Genomic DNA, 19,473 nt, shown 5'->3' on the forward strand with positions numbered 1-19,473 from the left:
GGAAAAAGTTGTCCGGATCAGTCTATGGGGGTCAGACCCCCTGGCTGACCGAGCTCATGTTGAAGTCCGGCACGCGCAGGGCAGGCATCGCGGCCCGGGTGAACCAGTCGCTCCACTCGCGCGGCAGCGTCTTCTCGGTCCGGCCCGCCTCGGTGGCCCGCGACAGCAGGTCGACCGGGGACTCGTTGAACCGGAAGTTGTTCACCGCGCCGACCACTTCGCCGTTCTCGACGAGGTAGACGCCGTCCCGGGTCAGCCCGGTGAGCAGCAGCGTCGCCGGGTCGACCTCGCGGATGTACCAGAGGCAGGTCAGCAGCAGACCGCGCTCGGTGGCGGAGACCATCTCCTCCAGGGACCGCTCGCCGCCGCCCTCCAGGATCAGGTTCCCGGCTCCGGGGGCGACGGGCAAGTGAGTAAGGCCCGCGGTGTGCCGGGTGGTGACCAGGTGCGCCAGCTTCCCGTCCCGCACCCAGTCCACGGGGGAGATGGGCAGCCCGTTGTCGAACACGGAGGAGTCGTCGCCCGAGGCGTGGGCGATCACGAACGGGGAGGACTCCAGTCCGGCCGCGTGCGGGTCGCTGCGCAGGGTGAGCGGCAGCGGCGAGAGCGTCTCGCCGAGCCGGGTGCCGCCGCCGGGCTTGGAGAAGACCGTACGGCCCTCCACCGCGTCCCGGGCCGTGGAGGACCACATCTGGTAGATCAGCAGATCGGCCACCGCGGTCGGCGGGAGCAGCGTCTCGTACCGTCCGGCCGGCAGCTCGATCCCGCGCTCGGCCCAGCCGAGCCGGGTGGCGAGCTCGACGTCCATCGCCGTCGGGTCGACGTCCTTGAAGTCCCGCGTCGAGCGCCCGGCCCACGCGGACCGGCTGCGGTCGGGCGACTTGGCGTTGAGCTCCAGGGTGCCGTTCGGCTGGTCGTGCCGCAGCCGCAGCCCGGTCGAGGTGCCCAGGTAGCTGGAGGTCAGCTCGTGGTTGGCGAACCCGTACAACTCGCGGCCGCCGGCCCGGGCCCGGGCGAAGGCCTCGCCGAGGGCCGGCGCGAAGGCGTCGAACACGGCGGAGGAGGTCTCCGCCGGCGCGTCGGTGAAGTCGGGCGACGCGGCCACGCCGGTCACCAGCGGCTGGGCGTCCTCGGCGGGACCCGCGGCCCGCGCCGCCGCCTCGGCGGCCCGCACCAGCGGCTCCAGGTCCTCGGCGGTCACGGCCGAACGCGACACGACACCGGAGGCGGTGCCCTGGGCGCCGTCGACCGTGGCGATCACGGTCAGCTGACGGCCCCGGGTGACCCCGTTGGTGGTGAGCGCGTTGCCCGCCCAGCGCAGGTTGGCCGAGGACTGCTCGTCGGCGATGACGACGCACCCGTCCGCGCGGGACAGCTCCAGGGCCCGCTCGACGATCTCGTACGGCTTGCTGACGCGGCTCATCGACCGGCCTCCTGCGTGGTGTTGAGGATGTTCACACCCCGGAACAGGGCGGACGGGCAGCCGTGCGAGACGGCGGCGACCTGGCCCGGCTGGGCCTTGCCGCAGTTGAACGCGCCGCCGAGGACGTACGTCTGGGGGCCGCCGACCTGCTCCATGGAGCCCCAGAAGTCGGTGGTCGTCGCCTGGTAGGCGACGTCCCGCAGCTGCCCGGCCAGGCGCCCGTTCTCGATGCGGAAGAAGCGCTGGCCGGTGAACTGGAAGTTGTAGCGCTGCATGTCGATCGACCAGGAACGGTCGCCGACCACGTAGATGCCCCGCTCCACGCCGCCGATCAGGTCCTCCGTGGAGAGCCCGCCCGGGTCCGGCTGCAGCGACACGTTCGCCATCCGCTGCACCGGCACGTGGCCGGGGGAGTCGGCGAAGGCGCAGCCGTTGGAGCGCCCGAGGCCGGTCAGCTTCGCGATCCGGCGGTCCAGCTGGTAACCGACGAGCGTGCCGTCCTTCACCAGGTCCCAGGACTGCGCCTCGACGCCCTCGTCGTCGTAGCCGATGGTCGCGAGGCCGTGCTCGGCGGTCCGGTCGCCCGTCACGTTCATGATCGAGGAGCCGTACGCCAGCTTGCCCAGCTGGTCGAAGGTGGCGAAGGAGGTGCCCGCGTAGGCCGCCTCGTAGCCGAGCGCGCGGTCCAGCTCGGTGGCGTGGCCGATCGACTCGTGGATGGTCAGCCAGAGGTTGGAGGGATCGACCACCAGGTCGTAGCGCCCGGCCTCGACGCTCGGCGCCCGCATCTTCTCCGCGAGCAGCGCGGGGATCTCCTCCAGCTCCCCGTCCCAGTCCCAGCCGGTGCCGGTCAGGTACTCCCAGCCGCGTCCGGCCGGCGGCGCGATGGTCCGCATGGAGTCGAACTCGCCCGTCGTGCCGTCCACGGCGACCGCCGTGAGCTCCGGGTGCAGCCGGACCCGCTGCTGGGTGGTCACGGTGCCCGCCGTGTCCGCGTAGAACTTGTTCTCGAAGACGGTGAGCAGCGAGGCGTCCACGTGCGCCACGCCCTCCGCCCGCAGCAGCCGCGCGCTCCAGTCGGCGAGCAGCCCGCTCTTCTCCTCGGCGGAGACGGTGAAGGGGTCGATCTCGTACGAGGAGATCCACACCTTGTCCGCGTGCACCGGCTCGTCGGCGAGCTCCACGCGCTCGGCCGACCCGGCCGCCGCGATCACCTTCGCCGACAGCTTCGCCATGGCCACCGCCTGGGAGGCGACCCGGGCGGCGGCGTCCATGGTCAGGTCGACGCCCGACGCGAAGCCCCACGCCCCGCCGTGCACCACGCGCACCGCGTAGCCGAGGTCCGTGGTGTCCGAGGAACCCGACGGCTTGGCGTCCCGCAGCCGCCACGCGGCGCTGCGCACCCGCTCCAGGCGGAAGTCGGCGTGCTCCGCGCCGAGCGCCCGCGCCCGCGCGAGCGCCGCGTCGGCCAGGGCCCGCAACGGGAGCTGGGTGAAGGCTTCGTCGAGGGAATGCGGCCCAGATTGCACAGCTGTCTCCTGTCGTGTGAGACCGGTCGCCCCCGATCATGTCGTGCTTTCGGCCGCGATGCCCAGACCTTTCTGTAGGGACCCGACAGTGACATCCGTACGCCACTGTCAGGGCCCGATTCTCTGGATCGTGGAGGGGACCGATAGGTTTTCGACGTACCAGACCGCTTATCGAAAGGGTGATCCGTTGAGCCGCTCGGTTCTCGTCACCGGAGGCAACCGGGGCATCGGCCTCGCCATCGCCCGCGCGTTCGCCGAGGCAGGCGACAAGGTCGCGATCACGTTCCGCTCGGGCGACCCGGCGGAGCTCGAGAAGCAGGGCTTCCTCGCCGTCAGGTGCGACATCACCGACGCCGAGCAGGTGGACCAGGCGTACAAGGAGATCGAGGAGAAGCACGGTCCGGTGGAGGTCCTCGTGGCCAACGCCGGCGTGACCAGGGACCAGCTCCTCATGCGCATGTCCGAGGACGACTTCACGTCCGTCCTCGACACCAACCTCACGGGCACCTTCCGGGTCGTGAAGCGCGCCAACCGCGGCATGCTGCGCGCCAAGAAGGGCCGCGTCGTGCTGATCTCCTCCGTCGTGGGTCTCCTCGGCTCGGCGGGCCAGGCGAACTACGCCGCCTCGAAGGCCGGACTGGTCGGTTTCGCGCGGTCCCTCGCCCGGGAGCTCGGCTCGCGCAACATCACCTTCAACGTCGTCGCGCCCGGTTTCGTCGACACCGACATGACCGCCGTGCTGACCGACGAGCAGCGCGCCGGCATCGTCTCCCAGGTGCCGCTGGGCCGTTACGCCCAGCCCGAGGAGATCGCCGCCGCGGTGAAGTTCCTCGCCTCGGACGACGCCTCGTACATCACTGGAGCCGTCATCCCGGTTGACGGCGGACTGGGAATGGGTCACTGATCACCATGGCTGGAATCCTCGAGGGCAAGAAGATCCTCATCACCGGTGTGCTGATGGAGTCCTCCATCGCCTTCCACGCCGCGAAGCTGGCCCAGGAGCAGGGCGCGGAGATCATCCTCACCGCCTGGCCGCGCCCGACGCTGACCGAGCGCATCGCCAAGAAGCTCCCGAAGCCCGAGAACGTGAAGGTCCTGGAGCTCGACGTCTCCAACGACGAGCACCTCGCCCGCCTGGAGGGCCAGGTCCGCGAGCAGCTGGGCGACCGCCTCGACGGCGTCGTCCACTCCATCGGCTTCGCCCCGCAGGACGCGCTCGGCGGCAACTTCCTGAACACGCCGTTCGAGTCGGTCGCGACCGCCATGCACGTCTCGGCCTTCTCCCTGAAGTCCCTGACCATGGCGCTGCTGCCGCTGATGGGCGAGGGCGGCTCGGTCGTCGGCCTCACCTTCGACGCGAAGTTCGCCTGGCCGCAGTACGACTGGATGGGCCCGGCCAAGGCCGCCCTGGAGGCCACCAGCCGCTACATGGCCCGTGACCTGGGCAAGCAGAACATCCGCTGCAACCTGGTCTCGGCCGGCCCGCTCGGCTCGATGGCCGCGAAGTCCATCCCGGGCTTCGGCGAGCTGGCGAGCGTCTGGGACTCCCGCTCCCCGCTGGAGTGGGACCTGTCCGACCCGGACCCGGCGGGCCGCGCGATCGTGGCGCTGCTCTCCGACTGGTTCCCGAAGACGACCGGCGAGATCGTCCACGTGGACGGCGGTCTGCACGCCATCGGCGCCTGACGGCTCCGGAAGACACACCAAGGGCCGGGTGCCCGCCTCCGAGGCGGCCCCGGCCCTTGGCGTTCCCGGGGTCCGCCGTCCCGACTCGAAAAGTCTCACGAATCCCCTCAGACTGGGTCAGAGCGTGACATTCCGGCTACTGATGGGGAGGAGGTACGGGTATGCGCGCGCCGCAATCCAGGGCCCCCGCGTTCCTCTCGACCGCCGCACTCCTCGCGGGTCTGGCCGGCCTGGCCGTCGCCGCCGAGGTCCGTGCCGCTCCCGCCCCGGCCGCGGACGCCACCGCGGGCACCCTGTCCGTCGCCGCCCCCGCGGCCGGCCCCGGCGACGACGTCGGCGCCTCCTGCCGCACGCTCGTCCAGGGCTCCGTCGTCACCGCCCACTGCCAGAACCCGTACCCGCGCACCGACCGTGTGCGCCTCCACGTCGAGTGCGACCGCTGGTGGGACGTGGACACCGACAGCGCCCCGGTCGAGGTGGGCCCCGCGGACTACGCCCAGGTCACCGCGCGGTGCTGGAAAGAGGTCCGCTCGGCGTGGATCACCCACGAGCCGGCGGCCCGGGGTTCCTGAGGCCGGCGGGTCCAGGGTTCCCGGACACCCGTCCCGGCCCTGGCCCCTGGGTCCCGGCGGGGCTCCTGACGCCGTGGGTCCCGGGGATCCCGGCATCCGTCCCGGCCCGGTCCCCTCGGCCCCGGCCCGGGCTCCTGTGCCGGTGGGGCCCAGGGATCCCGGCATCGGGGCCCCTGTGTCCCGGCCCAGGGCCCCCGCGTCCCGGCCCGGGGCTCCCGAGCCCGGCGCCGTGGGCCTGTCGAAGCGCCTCAGGCCCCCTGGGGCCCGGCCGGTTCCGGGCTCCGCAGGCACAGGAAGGGGTAGCTCGCCGCCTCCGCCGCCGCGCGGTCGGCGTCGCCCTCGCGGATCGCCTCCACCAGGCGCGCGTGGTCCATGTGGTTCTCCGGCCGCAGCTCCCGGCCGACGTCGCCGCGCAGCCACTCGCGCAGGACGTGCCCCAGGTCCGCGTAGAGCTCGGTGAGCACGTCGTTGTGCGAGGCCACCACCACCGCGTGGTGGAAGACCGCGTCCGCCGTCACGAACGCCTCGGCGTCGCCCGACCGCCACGCCTCCTCGCGCTTCAGGAGCAGGCTGTCCAGCTGCCTCAGGTCACGGTCGGTGCGGCGCTGCGCGGCGAGCCGGGCCGCCGAGGACTCCAGCGTGGAGCGCAGCTCCGCGACGTCCCGGGGCTCGGAGCCGGCGAACCGGCGGAACATGACCCCGGCCAGCTCGCTCGTCGCCACGACGTACGTCCCCGAACCCTGCCGGATGTCCAGCAGCCCGTTGTGCGCGAGCGCCCGGACCGCCTCGCGCACGGTGTTGCGGGCGACGCCCAGCTGCTCGACGAGCTCCGGCTCCGTCGGGATCCGTGACCCCACCGGCCACTCGCCTGAGGTGATCTGGTTCCGCAGCTCGGCGATCACCTGGTCGGAGAGCCCGGTACGCCGGGGATGGCCGAGCGCCATGGCCGCACCTTTCGTTCGTCTTCCGGTCGTTCGTCTCCCCGACGGCCCGCTCGGGGCGAGAGTCGTGGAAGCCGATCGTTCGAGATTGGACAACCAATCATCCCATGATTCTATGATGGTCCCATGCCTGACGAGCCGCAGACCCTCGACCCCGCCACGAAGCAACCCCGCCGCGTCACGAGGGCGGTCGGATCCTCCGCGTCCGCAGGGCCCGCCCGCTGGGTCACCCGGCTCGTCGTCCTCGGACTCGTCCTCGCCGCGCTCAACCTGCGACCGGCCATCACCAGCCTCGGCGCCCTGCTCGAAGAGGTCAGCGAGGGCCTCCACATGAGCGGCACCGTGGCCGGCGTCCTCACCTCCGTGCCGCCGCTGTGCTTCGCCGTCTTCGGCATCGCCGCCCCCCGCCTCGCCCGCCGCTTCGGCCCCGCCGCCGTGGTCTGCGCGGGCATGGCCGCGATCTTCGCCGGCCTGCTCCTGCGCCCCTTCGCCGGCGGCACCGCGGACTTCCTCGCCGCCAGCGCCCTCGCCCTCATGGGCATCGCGCTCAGCAACGTCCTCATGCCCGTCCTGGTCAAGAAGTACTTCCCGGACCGCATCGGCAGCATGACCGGCCTCTACTCCATGGCGCTCGCCCTGGGCACCTCCGTCGCCGCCGCGGCCACCGTGCCGATGACCGGGGCGCTCGGCGGCGGTTGGCGGCTCGGCCTGGGCATCTGGGCGGCCCTCGCCGCCGTCGCCGTGCTGCCGTGGCTCCCGCTGGTCCGCGACCGCGCCGCCACGGCCGTCACGACGGAGGGGGCCGGTGCGGGTGCGGGTACGGGCGGGCGAGCGGCCCCCGCCGCCGGACCCAGGGTCACCCGCAGCCGCACGGCCTGGGCCCTCGCCGCCTTCTTCGGCCTCCAGGCCACCGGCGCCTACATCACCATGGGCTGGATGCCGCAGATCTTCCGCGACGCGGGCGTGCCCGCCTCGACCGCGGGCGTGCTCCTCGCCGTCACCATGGTCATGGGCGTCCCGCTCGCCTTCGTCATCCCCGGCCTCGCCGCCCGGATGAAGAACCAGGGGCCGATCGTCGTCGCCCTGGGCCTGTGCGGCCTCACCGGCTACACCGGCCTCTTCCTCGCCCCCGCCGGCGGTGCCTGGCTCTGGGCCGTGCTCCTGGGCGTCTCCAACTGCTCGTTCCCGCTCGCCCTCACCATGATCGGGATGCGCTCGCGCACCGGCACCGGCGTCGTGAAGCTGTCCGCCTTCGCGCAGAGCACCGGCTACCTCATCTCCATCCCCGGCCCGCTCCTCGTCGGCGTCCTCTACCAGCACAGCGGCGGCTGGGGACTGCCCATCGCCCTCATGGGCGGCCTGATGATCCCGCAGATGGTCGTGGGCACCCTCGCGGGCAGGGACCGCATCGTCGAGGACGAATGCTGAGATGCGAGACTGATCCCATGCCCGTACTCGAACCGAATCCCCCGAACGGCCAGAAGAAGCTCCTGCTCGTCTTCGGCGCGATGATCGGCATCACCGTCGTCATCGGCATCATCGCCTCCATCGCCTCCCCATGAGCACGCACGGCGGGCCGCCCGCCCGCCGGTGCCGCCGCGGCGGGCGCCGCTCCCGGCGCCGCACGGTGGGGCTGTCCCCCGTATCCCCTAGGGGGCAGGTCTCAGGGTGAAGTGGGTGGATCACCTGATGGGCCGGGGGCTCCGCGCTCCGTAGCGTGGAACCACCGAGACCGAAGCGGTCATCCCATCCCACGGAGGCGGCCATGACGGCGCGAACCCACACCGGCGACCCGGCGGCCAGGCCGATCTCCTCCGGCGTCGACACCCGGCTGCCCTGGTGGGCGCTGACCCTGCCGGTCGCCGCGTTCACCGCCCTCTTCCTCCTCATCACGGGGCCGGGAGAGGCGCAGGCGCTGAGCGGTGGGACCGGGCTCGGACCCCTTCTGGAGCACATCCAGCAAACGCTCTCGCTCTGAGTCGGGTCCGCCCGATTCGTGCGAAGCTGTGGAGCATGAGCGTCGACACACCCCGCAGGATCGTGCTGCTCCGACACGCCAAGGCGGACTGGCCCCAGACCTCCGACCACGAGCGCCCGCTCGCCGAGCGCGGCCGCACGGACGCCCCCGTCGCGGGCCGGAGGCTCGCCGAGACCGGCATCGCCTTCGACCTGGCCCTCTGCTCGACCGCCGTCCGGACCCGGGAGACCTGGAAGCTCGCCGTCCACGAGCTGCCCCAGCGCCCCAGGACCGTGTACGAGGAGCGCCTGTACGACGCCTCGCTCGGCGAGCTCATCGCCCTGGTCAACGAGACCCCGGACACCGTCGCCAATCTGCTGCTCATCGGCCACAACCCCGGGATGCACGCGCTCGCCGACGCCCTCTCCGGCGCTGCCGAGGGCGACGCGCTCGCGCGGATGGACCGGAGCGGCTTCCCCACCTCCGCCTTCGCCGTGGTGGCCTTCGACGGCTCGTGGAAGACGGTCGAGCACGGCATGAGCGGCACCCTGGTCGACTTCTGGACCCCGCACGACTGAGCCGTCCGCCGCGCTCGTCCGTGACCGCCCGTACGCGAGAGGGCCCGGCCGCCGTCCGACGGCCGGGCCCTCTCGCGTACCCGTCCCGCGTACCCGTCCCGCGTACCCGTCCCGCGTACCCGTCCCGCGTACCCGTCCCGCGTACCCGTCCCGCGTACCCGTCCCGCGTACCCGGGGCCCGGCGGCCCCGCACCGCGGGTCTCAGTGCAGCAGCTCGCCCGTGCCGCCGTCCGCCGCCTCGACCTCCTCGCGGGTGATGCCCAGGAGGTAGAGGACGGTGTCCAGGAACGGCACGTTGACCGCGGTGTCCGCGGCCCGCCGCACCACCGGCTTCGCGTTGAAGGCCACCCCGATGCCCGCCGCGTTCAGCATGTCCAGGTCGTTGGCGCCGTCGCCGATCGCGACCGTCTGCTCCAGCGGGACCCCGGCCTCCTCGGCGAACCGGCGCAGCAGCCGCGCCTTGCCCGCGCGGTCCACGATCATCCCGGTGACCCGGCCGGTCAGCTTGCCGTCCACGATCTCCAGGGTGTTCGCCTGGGCGAAGTCGAGCCCCAGCTTGTCCTTGAGGTCGTCGGTGACCTGCGTGAAGCCGCCGGAGACCACGCCCACCTGGTAGCCGAGCCGCTTGAGCGTACGGATCAGGGTGCGCGCCCCGGGGGTCAGCCGCACCTCGGCGCGGACCTTGTCCACCACCGACGCGTCGAGGCCCGCGAGCAGCTCCACCCGTGCGTGCAGCGACTGCTCGAAGTCCAGCTCGCCGCGCATCGCCGCCTCGGTCACCTCGGCGACCTTGTCCTCGCAGCCGGCGTGCGCCGCGAAGAGCTCGATGACCTCGTCCTGGATGAGGGTCGAGTCGACGTCCATGACGACGAGCCGCTGGGCCCGCCGGTGCAGTCCGGCGGAGACCACGGCCACGTCCACGCCGACCGAGTGCGCCTCGGTGGCCAGGGCGGTGCGCAGCCGCTCGGTCTCACAGCCCGAGACGGCGAACTCGACCGCCGTCACCGGGTACTTGGCCAGCCGGAAGATACGGTCGATGTTGCCGCCGGCCTCGGCGATCCTGGCCGCTATGGCCGCCGTCTGCTCGGCGGTCAGCGGGTGTCCGAGCACGGTGACGTGCGAGCGTCCCTCGCCGCGCGGACGGTTGTCGCCCGTGCCCGAGATGATCTCGGCCTGCAGCTTCATGGACTCGGCCCAGCTGTGCACGGTCGCGCGCAGCTCGCCCTGCGGGGCGACGGTCGGCTCGGTGACGAGCGCGCACAGGACGAGCCGGCCGCGGGACACGACCTGCTCGATGTCCACGACGTCGACCGAGAAGGCGGCCAGGGTGTCGAAGAGTCCGGCGGTGATCCCGGGACGGTCCTTCCCGAAGATCTTGACGAGAAGAGTGGGAACGTCCGCGGTGGGAACGTCCGATGTCTGCGATGCGCTCATGGTGCTTCCACCGTATCGGGCACCGGATGCCACCCGACTCCCCGTCCCGCCTGACGGACACCCGCGCCGCCCCGGAGCCGCGATCCGCGGGTGCCCCGCGCGGGCGTGCGCAAGCTCTTCACGCGGCCCGACTTTCGGATACGGGCCGGGGCCTGAAATAGTTCCCCAGGATGTTCACCATCCCTGGGCTCCCGTCGACGGGGGTGCATCGGGGGACAAGTAGTGGGGCATGGAGTGCCAGAACTCGTACTGGAATTGAATGGAAGGACCTGGACCCTCGATCCGTCCAGGTCGTACACCCTGGGCCGTGATCCCCAGGGCGACCTGGTGATCGACGACGCCAGGGTCTCGTGGCGGCACGCCACCATCAGCTGGGGCGGCCGCAGTTGGGTCATCGAGGACCACGGCTCCACCAACGGCACGTTCGTGCAGGGCCAGCGGGTCCATCAGGTGGAGATCGGTCCGGGCTCGGCCGTCCACCTCGGCAACGCCACCGACGGCCCGCGGCTGAACCTCGCCGCCACCGGTGCCCCGGCCGCGCAGCAGGCCGTCCCGCAGCAGCAGGCGCCGCAGGCCGCACAGCAGCCCGCGCACCTCGGGGTGCACCAGGAGGTCACCCACCAGGGCCCGCCGCAGCAGCCGCAGCAGCAGGGCTGGCAGCAGCAGGGCCAGGCCCCGCAGGCAGTGCCGCACCAGGCCCCGCCGCAGGTGCCGCACCAGCAGGCCGGCCCGCAGGGGGCCTTCCCGGTCCACGGCGACCGCAGCCCCACGACCTTCCACCAGCTGAACCTCGGCCGTGTCATGCGCATCGGCCGTGCGCTGGAGAACGAGCTGGTCGTCTCGGACCTCCAGGTCTCCCGTCTGCACGCCGAGTTCCACGCCACGCCCGACGGCCGCTTCGAGATCCGCGACCTGGGCTCGCACAACGGCACCTATGTCAACGGTCAGCCGATCGCCAAGGGCGGCTCCGTCCTCATCGGCCCCAACGACATCGTCGGTGTCGGTCACTCGACCTTCCGGATCGTCGGCAACCAGCTCGAGGAGTTCGTCGACACCGGCGAGGTCTCCTTCTCGGCCCGCCACCTCACGGTCACGGTCGAGGGCGGCAAGCAGATCCTCAAGGACGTCACCTTCGGCGTCCCCGAGAAGTCGCTCATCGGCGTGATCGGCCCCTCCGGCTCCGGCAAGTCGACCCTGCTCAAGGCGCTCACCGGCTACCGGCCCGCCGACCAGGGTGACGTCCTCTACGACAACCGGAGCCTCTACAAGCAGTTCGCCGAGCTGCGCCAGCGCATCGGTCTGGTCCCGCAGGACGACATCCTGCACAAGGAGCTGACCGTCCAGAAGGCGCTGCGCTACGCGGCCAAGCTGCGCTTCCCCGGCGACACCGCCGCGGTCGAGCGCGAGGCCCGGATCGACGAGGTGCTGCGCGAGCTGAAGCTCGACATCCACAAGGAGAAGAAGGTCACCTCCCTCTCCGGTGGCCAGCGCAAGCGTGTCTCCGTGGCCCTGGAGCTGCTCACCAAGCCCTCGCTGATCTTCCTGGACGAGCCGACCTCCGGCCTCGACCCGGGCATGGACCGCGATGTCATGCAGCTGCTGCGCGGCCTGGCCGACGACGGCCGTACGGTCCTCGTCGTCACCCACTCGGTGGCCGAGCTCGCCCTGTGCGACAAGCTGCTCGTGATGGCGCCGGGCGGCTCGGTGGCGTACTTCGGCCCGCCGGAGGAGGCGCTGAACTTCTTCGGCTACTCCACCTGGGCCGACGTCTTCTCCGCGTTCGAGAACTACCGCGACTACGACTGGGCGGGCCGCTGGAAGGGCTCGCAGCACTACCAGATGTACGCCGCGGAGATCGACGCCGTCGCCGCCCAGCCGGTCCAGCTGCCGCAGCAGGCCCAGCAGGCGCTGGCCCGCCCGCCCAAGCCGCAGGGCTGGGGCTCGCAGCTGTGGACCCTGATCCGCCGCTACGTGTCGGTGATCGCCTCCGACAAGGGCTTCCTCGCCCTGATGGTGATCCTGCCGGCGGTCCTCGGCGCGGTCTCGGTGGTCATCCCCGCGGACTTCGGCCTCGGCCGGCCCAAGCCGCCATCCCGCTTCAACGGCGACGCCGGCACGATCATGCTGATCCTCGCGGTCGGCATGTGCTTCTCGGGCGCCGCCAACTCCGTACGAGAGCTGATCAAGGAACGGGTCATCTACGAGCGGGAGCGCGCCACCGGCCTGTCCCGCTCCGCGTACCTGATGTCCAAGGTCATCGTGCTCGGCGTGATCACCGCCTTCCAGGGCGTGATCATCTGCGGCATCGGCTTCTCCACCCGTGAGCTGCCCGAAGAGGGCCTGTTCATGCCGCCGGCGATCGAGCTCTGCGTGCAGGTCATCGCGCTCGGCCTGACCTCGATGATGGTGGGCCTGGTCATCTCCGCCCTGGTGAAGACCGCCGAGAAGACCATGCCGCTGCTGGTCATGTTCGCGATCATCCAGGTCGTCTTCACCGGCATCCTCTTCCAGGTCTACGGCTCGCCCGGCCTGGAGCAGTTCGCCTGGCTGATGCCGTCCCGCTGGGGCATCGCCGGCGCCGGCACCACGCTCGACCTGGCACACCTCATGCCGCCGTGGGACCACAAGAACCCCGACAACACCGACGCGCTGTGGGAGCACACCGTCGGCCAGTGGAGCATCGACCTCGGCATCCAGCTGCTCATGGCCACGGTCTGCTGCGTCCTCGTGGCGCGGCTGCTGCGCCGCCACGAGCCTGAGGTCATGCGCAAGTAGTCACGGCTCGCCGAGCCGTACGACGCCCGAGGGCGGCACCCCTGCACGGGGTGCCGCCCTTCGGCATGTCTGCGGTGGCTCAGTACGCGCTGTTGACGTTGTCGATCGAGCCGTAGCGGTCGGCCGCGTAGTTGCAGGCGGCGACGATGTTGGCGACCGGGTCGTACTGGTCGAACTTGGTACCGGCGATGTGGTACGTCTTGAAGGTCGGGTAGATGACCTGCAGCAGACCCTTGGACGGGACGCCGTTGATGGCGTTGATGTCCCAGTTGTTGATCGCGTACGGGTTGCCGCTGGACTCACGCATCACGTTCTTGTAGATGCCGTGGTACGTGCCCGGGATGTCGTGCTTGTCCATGATGAACAGCGCCTCGCGGATCCAGCCGTCGAGGTTGTTCGCGAAGACGGGCGTGCGGGCGGCGGCACGGCTCGCGGCCGCCTTCGCCGCGGCGCGCTTCTTGGCCTCGGCCTTCGCCTTGGCGGCGGCCTTCGCCTTGGCCTCGGCCTTGGCCTTGGCGGCGGCCTTGGCCTTCGCCTCGGCCTTCGCCTTGGCGGCGGCGGCAGCGGCCTTGGCCTTGGCGTCGGCCTCCTGCTTCGCCTTGAGGGCGAAGGTCGAGCTCTGCTCGGCGAGACCGGCGGCCAGGGCCTTGGCCTGCGGGCTGTTCGCGTTGTAGGACCACGCGACCTGCTGGGTGTTCGCGAGGGCCTGGGGCTCGGTCTCGGTGGAGCCACCGTTGCCCTGGACGAGAGAGAAGCCGAGCGCGGCGGCGCTCAGAGCGGCGACGCCGGCGATCGTGGCCTTGTGGGTCTTCTTCAGACCACGACTGTGGCCAGGGGTGTTCGCAGACATGCAGGACTACCTCTTCGAATCGCTGGGGGTCGCTCAGGCCGGGGCGGCGCTGCGCCTGCTCGGCGGCGACGGACGCAATTCTTAGCGGCAGCAAAATCCCGTGGCAAAGGTGTGACGTACGATCCCGGGTAGTGGATCAGGGGCCTCGTGGGGAGGCCGCCGGACCGGTCCCTGACCAGTCCCGACGGCCTCATCTGTCCCTTATCTATCCACTAGGGTGATTCGTAAGTGATGTGGGTCCTATGTGCGGGCTCACATCGGGCAGGTAACGGTCTCACCAGACGTTGCGTCAGCAATGCGCACAGTGAGGGCCCTCCTCCGGGAGGATGAGGTGGACGTCCCCGAACTCGTGCCAGAGGTACCGCTCCCGCACCGCCGCGGCGTACGCCCGCCCCAGCGCGGGCCGCCCCGCCACCGCCTCCAGCATCAGCAGATGCGAGGCCTCGGGCTCGTGCAGCCCGGTCAGCAGCCCGTCCACCACCCGCACCCCCCGCTCCGGTGTGACGACCAGATCCGTCCACCCGGAGGCGGCCCGCACCGCCCTTCCCTCCCCGGCCGACTCCAGCGCCCGCACGGCCGTGGTGCCGACCGCGACGATCCGGCCCCCGCCGGCCCGCGCCGCGTTCACCAGCCAGGCCGTCGCGGCCGGCACCGAGAAGCGCTCCGGATACGGCGGCTCGTGCACCTCCGCCGACGCCACCCCCGTGTGCAGCACCACCGGGGCGAACTGCACCCCCCGCCGGACCAGGTCCGCCACCAGCCGCGCCGTGAAGGGCCGTCCCGCACTCGGCATCTCCGCCGACCCCGCGCCGTCCGGCGAGGGCAGCGCGAACACCGTCTGATAGGCGGCCGGCGACTGGTCCCGCTCCGTGTACCCGTAACGGATGGGCCGCCCGTACCGGGCCAGCAGCCCCGGCACCTCCCTGTCCGGCCGCGCCCACCACAACCGGTCCGCCCCCGGCACCAGGGGCTCCTCGAGGACCAGCCGCGCCCCGCCCGGCAGCCGCACCACCGCCCCCACCGGCCCGCCGGGCCGCGGCAGCGTCGTCCCGGCCCCGCTCCCCGACCCCGTCCGGTGCACCCTCCACGGCTCCCGGAGCTCCACCGCCCACCGGCCGTCGTCACCCCGCGTCGAGAAGTGCACGACCACCGGCGCCCCGCCCGACTCCGCACCGAGCCGCCCGTCCACCGCCGCCGCCAGCGTCACCGACGTGTTCACCACCAGGACGTCCCCGGCCCGCAGCAGCCCGGGCAGCTCCCGGAACGCCCGGTGGGCCACCTCCGTCCCCCGCGACACCAGGAGGCGTACGTCGTCCCGGCCGAGCCCCGGACCCCGCTGCTCGGCCGGCACCCGCGCCGACAGCTCCTCCGGTACGCGCAGCCCCTCCAGCCCCACGGTCACCGGCCCACCCCCTCCGCGGGCCCCCCGGACGCGGGCACCAGCTCCACCGCCGCGTAGCGGCCGCTCGCCGGCCGCCGCTCCACCAGCGCCAGGAACCCCGGCACCACCGTCTCCGGCGCCGGGCGTGGATCGGGATCGTCCGGCACCGCCGCCGCGTACAGGTCCGTCGCCATGTCGCCCGGATCCACCGCCCACACCCGCAGCCCCGGCTCCTCCACCGCGAGGACCGCAGCCAGCCGGTCGAGCGCCGCCTTCGAGGCCCCGTACCCGCCCCACGTCCCGTACGCCTCCACCGCCGCGTCCGAGCTCACCACCAGCACGGTCCCCACCGCGCTCTCCCGCAGCAGCGCCAGGCCCTCCTGCACGAGCCCCAGCGCGGCCACCGCGTTCGTCTCGAACGCCGCCCGCAGGCCGTCGAGCGGCAGCGCGTCCAGCCGCACCAGCGGCGCCGCGCCCAGCGCGCTCGCGTTGCTCACCAGCAGATCGAGCCCGCCCAGCCCCCGTGCCGCGGCCACCAGCTCCGCCCGGTGTCCCGCGTCCCTGACGTCCCCCGCGACCGCCACCACCCGTGCGCCACGCGCGCGTGCCGCCTCCGCACTCTCCTCCAGCACCTTCGCCGTACGGGCGTCGAGCACCAGGTCCCAGCCGCGCCCGGCCAGACCGGCCGCCAGCGCACGCCCCAGCCCCTTCGACGCCCCCGTGACGATCGCGACAGGCATCCGCCCCATCCCCTTCTCAGCCGTCCCTCGTGGTCCCCGACGGAATCCAGCCTCGTCGCCCCCGCCGCCCCGCCGCCTCGTCCGGGGGCCCCGACCGCCCCGGGAACTTCGACCTAGGTCCTGTCGTCAAACTCCCGTCGTTGCCCGGAGGGCGGCCCCGCGGCGTCAGGTGCGTGCTCTCGGTGTGCCGGGCGCGAGGCCTCGTACTGGACGTACTCGGGCTTGTGCCCGGTGCGGCGAGAGCACGTGCATGGCGTCGCGGGGCAGACGGGAGTTTGACGACAGGGCCTAGGCCCCCGGTCCCGGTCCACCGCCGTCCCCGGGCGGATACGGACCGTCACACCCCGCCGGTACGGTGAACACATGAGCCATCGACCGAGCTCCGGACTGGCCGCCGTGAGCAGCGCCCTGCTGGCGATGAACCGCCAGATGGAGGTCCGCGACGTCCTCAAGACGATCGTCGCCTCGGCGCGCGAGCTGCTCGACGCCGAGTACGCGGCGCTCGGCGTCCCCGACGACCACGGCGGCTTCGCCCAGTTCGTCGTCGACGGCGTCAGCGACGAGCAGTGGCGCGCCATCGGCCCGCTGCCCCGCCAGCACGGCATCCTGGCCGCCATGCTCCACAAGGCCGAGCCCGAGCGCCTCGTCGACGTCCGCAAGGACCCCCGTTTCGAGGGCTGGCCCGACGCCCACCCCGAGATGTCCGACTTCCTCGGCCTGCCCGTCCGCGACGGGGACGAGATCCTCGCCGCCCTCTTCCTCGCCAACAAGCGCTGCCCGAAGCCGGACGGCGGCTGCGGCTTCACCGCCGAGGACGAGGAGCTCCTGTCGATCCTGGCCCAGCACGCCGCCATCGCCCTCACCAACGCCCGGCTGTACGAGCGCAGCCGCGAGCTCACCATCGCCGAGGAGCGCTCCCGCCTCGCCCACGAGCTGCACGACGCCGTCAGCCAGAAGCTCTTCTCCCTGCGGCTCACCGCCCAGGCGGCCGCCGCCCTCGTCGACCGCGACCCGGCCCGCGCCAAGGACGAGCTCCAGCAGGTCTCGGAACTGGCCGCCGAGGCCGCCGACGAGCTGCGCGCCGCCGTCGTCGAGCTGCGCCCCGCCGCCCTCGACGAGGACGGCCTCGTGCACACCCTGCGCACCCAGATCCAGGTCCTCGACCGGGCCCACACCGCCCGGGTCGGATTCGAGAGCTCCGGCGTCCGCGCCCTGCCCTCCGCCCAGGAGGAGGCCCTGCTGCGGGTCGCCCAGGAGGCCCTCCACAACGCCCTGCGCCACTCCGGCGCCGAGCACGTCACCGTCTCCCTCGGCCGCAGCGGCCAGGGGGTCCGGCTCGCCGTCACCGACGACGGCAAGGGCTTCGACCCCGCGACCGTCCGCAGCGCCGGCCGCCACCTCGGCCTGGTCTCCATGCGCGACCGGGCCGGCGGAGTCGGCGGCAGGCTCACCGTGACATCGGCCCCCGGACGGGGCACCACGATCGAGATGGAGGTCCCCGGTGGCTGAGAAGATCCGGGTCCTGCTGGTCGACGACCACCAGGTCGTCCGCCGCGGCCTGCGCACCTTCCTGGAGGTACAGGACGACATAGAGGTCGTGGGGGAGGCCGCCGACGGCACCGAGGGCGTCACCGCCACCGAGGAGCTGCGGCCCGACGTCGTCCTCATGGACGTGAAGATGCCCGGCACCGACGGCATCGAGGCGCTGCGCCGGCTGCGCGAGCTCGGCAACCCCGCCAGGGTCCTGATCGTCACCAGCTTCACCGAGCAGCGCACGGTCGTCCCCGCCCTGCGCGCCGGCGCGTACGGATACGTCTACAAGGACATCGACCCGGACGCCCTCGCCGGCGCCATCCGCTCCGTCCACGCCGGGCACGTGCTGCTCCAGGCCGAGGTCGCCGGCGTCCTGCTCAGCCAGGACGAGCACGGGCAGGGCGGCGGATCGGGCCGCGGCTCCACCCTCACCGAGCGGGAGCGGGAGGTCCTCGGGCTGATCGCCGACGGGCGCTCCAACCGGGAGATCGCCCGTGCGCTCGTCCTCTCCGAGAAGACGGTCAAGACGCACGTCTCGAACATCCTCATGAAGCTGGACCTCGCCGACCGGACCCAGGCCGCACTCTGGGCCGTACGGCACGGCCTGACGTCGTAGGTACGATCGTTCGCCTTTTCATACCGTCGTGTGGATGTCCCCCGTTCGGCGCAACCCCACGGGGGCGACGGCGTTCTCCAGGGCGTGCTGCGGCGGACCGGCCGCGGCGACGACCAGGAGGAACCCGAAGTGAACAAGCTCAAGAAGGCCGCTGCCCTCACCATGGTCGCCGGTGGCATCGTCGCCGCCGGTGCCGGTGTCGCCTCCGCCCACGGCGGTGCCGACGCCCACGGGCAGGCCCTCGGCTCGCCGGGCGTCGCCTCCGGCAACCTGGTGCAGGTCCCGGTCCACGTCCCCGTGAACGTCTCCGGCAACACGATCAACGTGATCGGCCTGCTCAACCCGGCCTTCGGCAACGGCGCCGTCAACCACTGACCCGCCCGTCGAACCACCGGCCCCCGGACGATCCCCCGGGGGCCGGACCCGTTTCCGGCCGACCCCGCGCGTCACGGCGCCCGGCGCCGGAACCCGCGGGCCCACGCCCCCTGCCGCGCACTCCGTCCGCCGGCCGTGGGCGGGCCGCACGCCGCGTGCATGGCGTCGCGGGCAGGGGAGGTCGACGACGGGGCCTAGAACCCCCGCTCCCGCTCCTCCACATACGCGTTGTACGCGGCCACCTGCGCCCGCCGCGCCACCCGCTCCACCGGCCGCAGCGCATCCCCCCGCGCCGCCATCTCCGCCGCGCTCACCGCGCCGCCGTGGCCGTGGTCGTAGGCCAGGTCCACGAGGAGGCCGATGCGCCGGGCGAGCTCCAGGACCCGGACCGCGCGGGCCGGATAGCCCGGAGCCAGCACCTCGCCGCCGCTCTCCGCGCGAGCCCGGTAGGCGTCGCGCGCCGCGTCGGCGGCCGGGCCCGAGGCGGCGACGTCGAGCCGGGTCAGGACGGTCGTCGCCTCGCGCAGCGCGTCCGACAGCTCCCGCTCCGCCTCGCCCAGCGACGGCACGTCCGCCGGCGGCGCCTCCCGCACCGCCAGGCAGTGCCACACCACCTCCACGTGCACATCGCCCACCGGACCCGCCTCCGACACCGCCGGCACCAGACCGTACGGCGCGCCGAAGCCGACCGCCGCCTCCTCCGCCTCGAGCGCCCGCGCGTTGAACTCCGGCGGACCGCTCAGCCCGAGCGGATGACCCGGCGCGGGCAGAGCCACCCGCCACCCGGTCACCCCGAGCCGCCGCAGCCGCCCGAGCGCCAGCGTCAGGCCCACCGGCCCCGCCTCGCCCGGCAGCCCCTCCACGCGGTGCACCGCGTCCTCCCCGACAATGGCGAGTGCCGCGTCGTCCGGCGACACCGCCCCGGCCAGGAGGGCATTGCCCCAAGCGGCCAGACGTCCTGAGCGTGGTTCCGAAAGCATGCCCCCCAGCGTAGGGACTCGTACGGGCCCCGAGGCGCAAAGCAAGCCCTAAGGACCGGCCCGACCGCCCGGTGGCGTAGGTTTTCCCTGGACGCCGCGCCCA

The 19,473-nt window shown here is 72.7% G+C and carries 19 protein-coding genes; 11 read left to right on the forward strand and 8 right to left on the reverse strand.

All coding sequences use genetic code 11. The features are described 5' to 3' along the window. Window positions 1-31: 31 nt before the first annotated feature. Both ACIRQF_RS26030 and ACIRQF_RS26035 read right to left on the reverse strand, forming a co-directional pair. Window positions 32-1,423, reverse strand: coding sequence for a metallopeptidase TldD-related protein (locus ACIRQF_RS26030; protein ID WP_382480582.1), 1,392 nt, complete (start codon window positions 1,421-1,423; stop codon window positions 32-34). Beyond that, window positions 1,420-2,952, reverse strand: coding sequence for a TldD/PmbA family protein (locus tag ACIRQF_RS26035; RefSeq protein ID WP_376629885.1), 1,533 nt, complete (start codon window positions 2,950-2,952; stop codon window positions 1,420-1,422). The genes ACIRQF_RS26030 and ACIRQF_RS26035 overlap by 4 nt, the downstream gene beginning before the upstream one ends. 187 nt (window positions 2,953-3,139) lie before the next feature. On the opposite strand from ACIRQF_RS26035, the gene fabG reads away from it, so the two are divergent. The 3 genes from fabG to ACIRQF_RS26050 all read left to right on the forward strand — a co-directional run bounded on the left by fabG (window position 3,140) and on the right by ACIRQF_RS26050 (window position 5,210). Further along, window positions 3,140-3,856, forward strand: a complete 717-nt coding sequence (gene fabG, locus ACIRQF_RS26040) for a 3-oxoacyl-[acyl-carrier-protein] reductase (RefSeq protein WP_376629887.1) — start codon at window positions 3,140-3,142, stop codon at window positions 3,854-3,856. Window positions 3,857-3,861: 5 nt separating this feature from the next. After that, window positions 3,862-4,638 (forward strand): enoyl-ACP reductase FabI, encoded by a 777-nt coding sequence (gene fabI, locus ACIRQF_RS26045; protein ID WP_376629889.1) that lies wholly within the window; start codon window positions 3,862-3,864, stop codon window positions 4,636-4,638. Between the two features lie 161 nt (window positions 4,639-4,799). Continuing rightward, window positions 4,800-5,210, forward strand: coding sequence for a hypothetical protein (locus tag ACIRQF_RS26050; RefSeq protein ID WP_404095429.1), 411 nt, complete (start codon window positions 4,800-4,802; stop codon window positions 5,208-5,210). A gap of 248 nt (window positions 5,211-5,458) precedes the next feature. Here the strand turns inward: ACIRQF_RS26050 and ACIRQF_RS26055 are convergent, their stop codons facing one another. Continuing rightward, the gene (locus tag ACIRQF_RS26055) at window positions 5,459-6,154 is read right to left on the reverse strand and encodes a FadR/GntR family transcriptional regulator (RefSeq protein WP_404095431.1); all 696 of its coding nucleotides are present in this window, start codon (window positions 6,152-6,154) and stop codon (window positions 5,459-5,461) included. 123 nt (window positions 6,155-6,277) lie between these two features. Between ACIRQF_RS26055 and ACIRQF_RS26060 the strand changes: the two genes are divergently transcribed. The 4 genes from ACIRQF_RS26060 (at window position 6,278) to ACIRQF_RS26075 (ending at window position 8,686) form a co-directional block, all read left to right on the forward strand. Beyond that, on the forward strand, window positions 6,278-7,579 hold the full coding sequence (locus ACIRQF_RS26060) for a CynX/NimT family MFS transporter (RefSeq protein WP_404095434.1): 1,302 nt from the start codon (window positions 6,278-6,280) through the stop codon (window positions 7,577-7,579). A 17-nt stretch (window positions 7,580-7,596) separates the two neighbouring features. Further along, entirely contained in the window at window positions 7,597-7,713 is a 117-nt protein-coding gene (locus tag ACIRQF_RS26065) for an SGM_5486 family transporter-associated protein (protein WP_376629897.1), read from the forward strand. A gap of 203 nt (window positions 7,714-7,916) precedes the next feature. Then, window positions 7,917-8,129 carry a hypothetical protein gene (locus tag ACIRQF_RS26070; protein ID WP_382480572.1) on the forward strand — a complete coding sequence of 71 codons (213 nt, stop codon included), beginning with the start codon at window positions 7,917-7,919 and terminating at the stop codon, window positions 8,127-8,129. Between the two features lie 35 nt (window positions 8,130-8,164). Then, window positions 8,165-8,686: a SixA phosphatase family protein gene (locus ACIRQF_RS26075; protein ID WP_404095436.1), complete on the forward strand. Its 522-nt coding sequence runs from the start codon at window positions 8,165-8,167 to the stop codon at window positions 8,684-8,686. Between the two features lie 201 nt (window positions 8,687-8,887). Here ACIRQF_RS26075 and serB read toward each other — a convergent pair whose 3' ends face one another. Continuing rightward, window positions 8,888-10,120, reverse strand: coding sequence for a phosphoserine phosphatase SerB (gene serB, locus ACIRQF_RS26080; protein WP_376629903.1), 1,233 nt, complete (start codon window positions 10,118-10,120; stop codon window positions 8,888-8,890). Between the two features lie 222 nt (window positions 10,121-10,342). Between serB and ACIRQF_RS26085 the strand changes: the two genes are divergently transcribed. Beyond that, entirely contained in the window at window positions 10,343-12,895 is a 2,553-nt protein-coding gene (locus tag ACIRQF_RS26085; protein WP_404095438.1) for an FHA domain-containing protein, read from the forward strand. 79 nt (window positions 12,896-12,974) lie between these two features. On the opposite strand, the gene ACIRQF_RS26090 is transcribed toward ACIRQF_RS26085, so the two are convergent. The 3 genes from ACIRQF_RS26090 to ACIRQF_RS26100 all read right to left on the reverse strand — a co-directional run bounded on the left by ACIRQF_RS26090 (window position 12,975) and on the right by ACIRQF_RS26100 (window position 15,866). Next, window positions 12,975-13,745, reverse strand: coding sequence for a transglycosylase SLT domain-containing protein (locus tag ACIRQF_RS26090; RefSeq protein WP_382480567.1), 771 nt, complete (start codon window positions 13,743-13,745; stop codon window positions 12,975-12,977). 289 nt (window positions 13,746-14,034) lie between these two features. Next, on the reverse strand, window positions 14,035-15,147 hold the full coding sequence (locus ACIRQF_RS26095) for an S-adenosylmethionine:tRNA ribosyltransferase-isomerase (protein ID WP_404095442.1): 1,113 nt from the start codon (window positions 15,145-15,147) through the stop codon (window positions 14,035-14,037). Then, a complete protein-coding gene (locus ACIRQF_RS26100) occupies window positions 15,144-15,866 on the reverse strand; it encodes an SDR family NAD(P)-dependent oxidoreductase (RefSeq protein WP_404095445.1) in 723 nt (240 codons plus the stop codon). The genes ACIRQF_RS26095 and ACIRQF_RS26100 overlap by 4 nt, the downstream gene beginning before the upstream one ends. Window positions 15,867-16,229: 363 nt before the next feature. On the opposite strand from ACIRQF_RS26100, the gene ACIRQF_RS26105 reads away from it, so the two are divergent. From ACIRQF_RS26105 to ACIRQF_RS26115, 3 genes are all read left to right on the forward strand, one after another. After that, window positions 16,230-17,375: a GAF domain-containing sensor histidine kinase gene (locus ACIRQF_RS26105; RefSeq protein ID WP_404095448.1), complete on the forward strand. Its 1,146-nt coding sequence runs from the start codon at window positions 16,230-16,232 to the stop codon at window positions 17,373-17,375. Next, entirely contained in the window at window positions 17,368-18,015 is a 648-nt protein-coding gene (locus ACIRQF_RS26110) for a response regulator (protein ID WP_376629915.1), read from the forward strand. The genes ACIRQF_RS26105 and ACIRQF_RS26110 overlap by 8 nt, the downstream gene beginning before the upstream one ends. A 129-nt stretch (window positions 18,016-18,144) precedes the next feature. After that, entirely contained in the window at window positions 18,145-18,390 is a 246-nt protein-coding gene (locus ACIRQF_RS26115; protein WP_376629917.1) for a chaplin, read from the forward strand. A gap of 194 nt (window positions 18,391-18,584) precedes the next feature. On the opposite strand, the gene ACIRQF_RS26120 is transcribed toward ACIRQF_RS26115, so the two are convergent. Continuing rightward, the gene (locus ACIRQF_RS26120; protein ID WP_404095451.1) at window positions 18,585-19,370 is read right to left on the reverse strand and encodes a hypothetical protein; all 786 of its coding nucleotides are present in this window, start codon (window positions 19,368-19,370) and stop codon (window positions 18,585-18,587) included. Window positions 19,371-19,473 lie beyond the last annotated feature (103 nt).

Origin of the sequence: Streptomyces sp. NPDC101191 (assembly GCF_044767915.1) — a bacterium.
Taxonomy (GTDB): Bacteria; Actinomycetota; Actinomycetes; order Streptomycetales; family Streptomycetaceae; genus Streptomyces.

Bases quoted from the DNA above. Each gene is read 5' to 3' on its own strand.
- serB (WP_376629903.1), bottom strand. From the start codon at position 10,120: ATGAGCGCATCGCAGACATCGGACGTTCCCACCGCGGACGTTCCCACT.
- ACIRQF_RS26030 (WP_382480582.1), bottom strand. From the start codon at position 1,423: ATGAGCCGCGTCAGCAAGCCGTACGAGATCGTCGAGCGGGCCCTGGAG.
- ACIRQF_RS26050 (WP_404095429.1), top strand. From the start codon at position 4,800: ATGCGCGCGCCGCAATCCAGGGCCCCCGCGTTCCTCTCGACCGCCGCA.
- fabI (WP_376629889.1), top strand. From the start codon at position 3,862: ATGGCTGGAATCCTCGAGGGCAAGAAGATCCTCATCACCGGTGTGCTG.
- ACIRQF_RS26100 (WP_404095445.1), bottom strand. From the start codon at position 15,866: ATGCCTGTCGCGATCGTCACGGGGGCGTCGAAGGGGCTGGGGCGTGCG.
- ACIRQF_RS26090 (WP_382480567.1), bottom strand. From the start codon at position 13,745: ATGTCTGCGAACACCCCTGGCCACAGTCGTGGTCTGAAGAAGACCCAC.
- ACIRQF_RS26065 (WP_376629897.1), top strand. From the start codon at position 7,597: ATGCCCGTACTCGAACCGAATCCCCCGAACGGCCAGAAGAAGCTCCTG.
- ACIRQF_RS26060 (WP_404095434.1), top strand. From the start codon at position 6,278: ATGCCTGACGAGCCGCAGACCCTCGACCCCGCCACGAAGCAACCCCGC.
- ACIRQF_RS26075 (WP_404095436.1), top strand. From the start codon at position 8,165: ATGAGCGTCGACACACCCCGCAGGATCGTGCTGCTCCGACACGCCAAG.
- ACIRQF_RS26070 (WP_382480572.1), top strand. From the start codon at position 7,917: ATGACGGCGCGAACCCACACCGGCGACCCGGCGGCCAGGCCGATCTCC.
- ACIRQF_RS26105 (WP_404095448.1), top strand. From the start codon at position 16,230: ATGAGCCATCGACCGAGCTCCGGACTGGCCGCCGTGAGCAGCGCCCTG.
- ACIRQF_RS26055 (WP_404095431.1), bottom strand. From the start codon at position 6,154: ATGGCGCTCGGCCATCCCCGGCGTACCGGGCTCTCCGACCAGGTGATC.
- ACIRQF_RS26120 (WP_404095451.1), bottom strand. From the start codon at position 19,370: ATGCTTTCGGAACCACGCTCAGGACGTCTGGCCGCTTGGGGCAATGCC.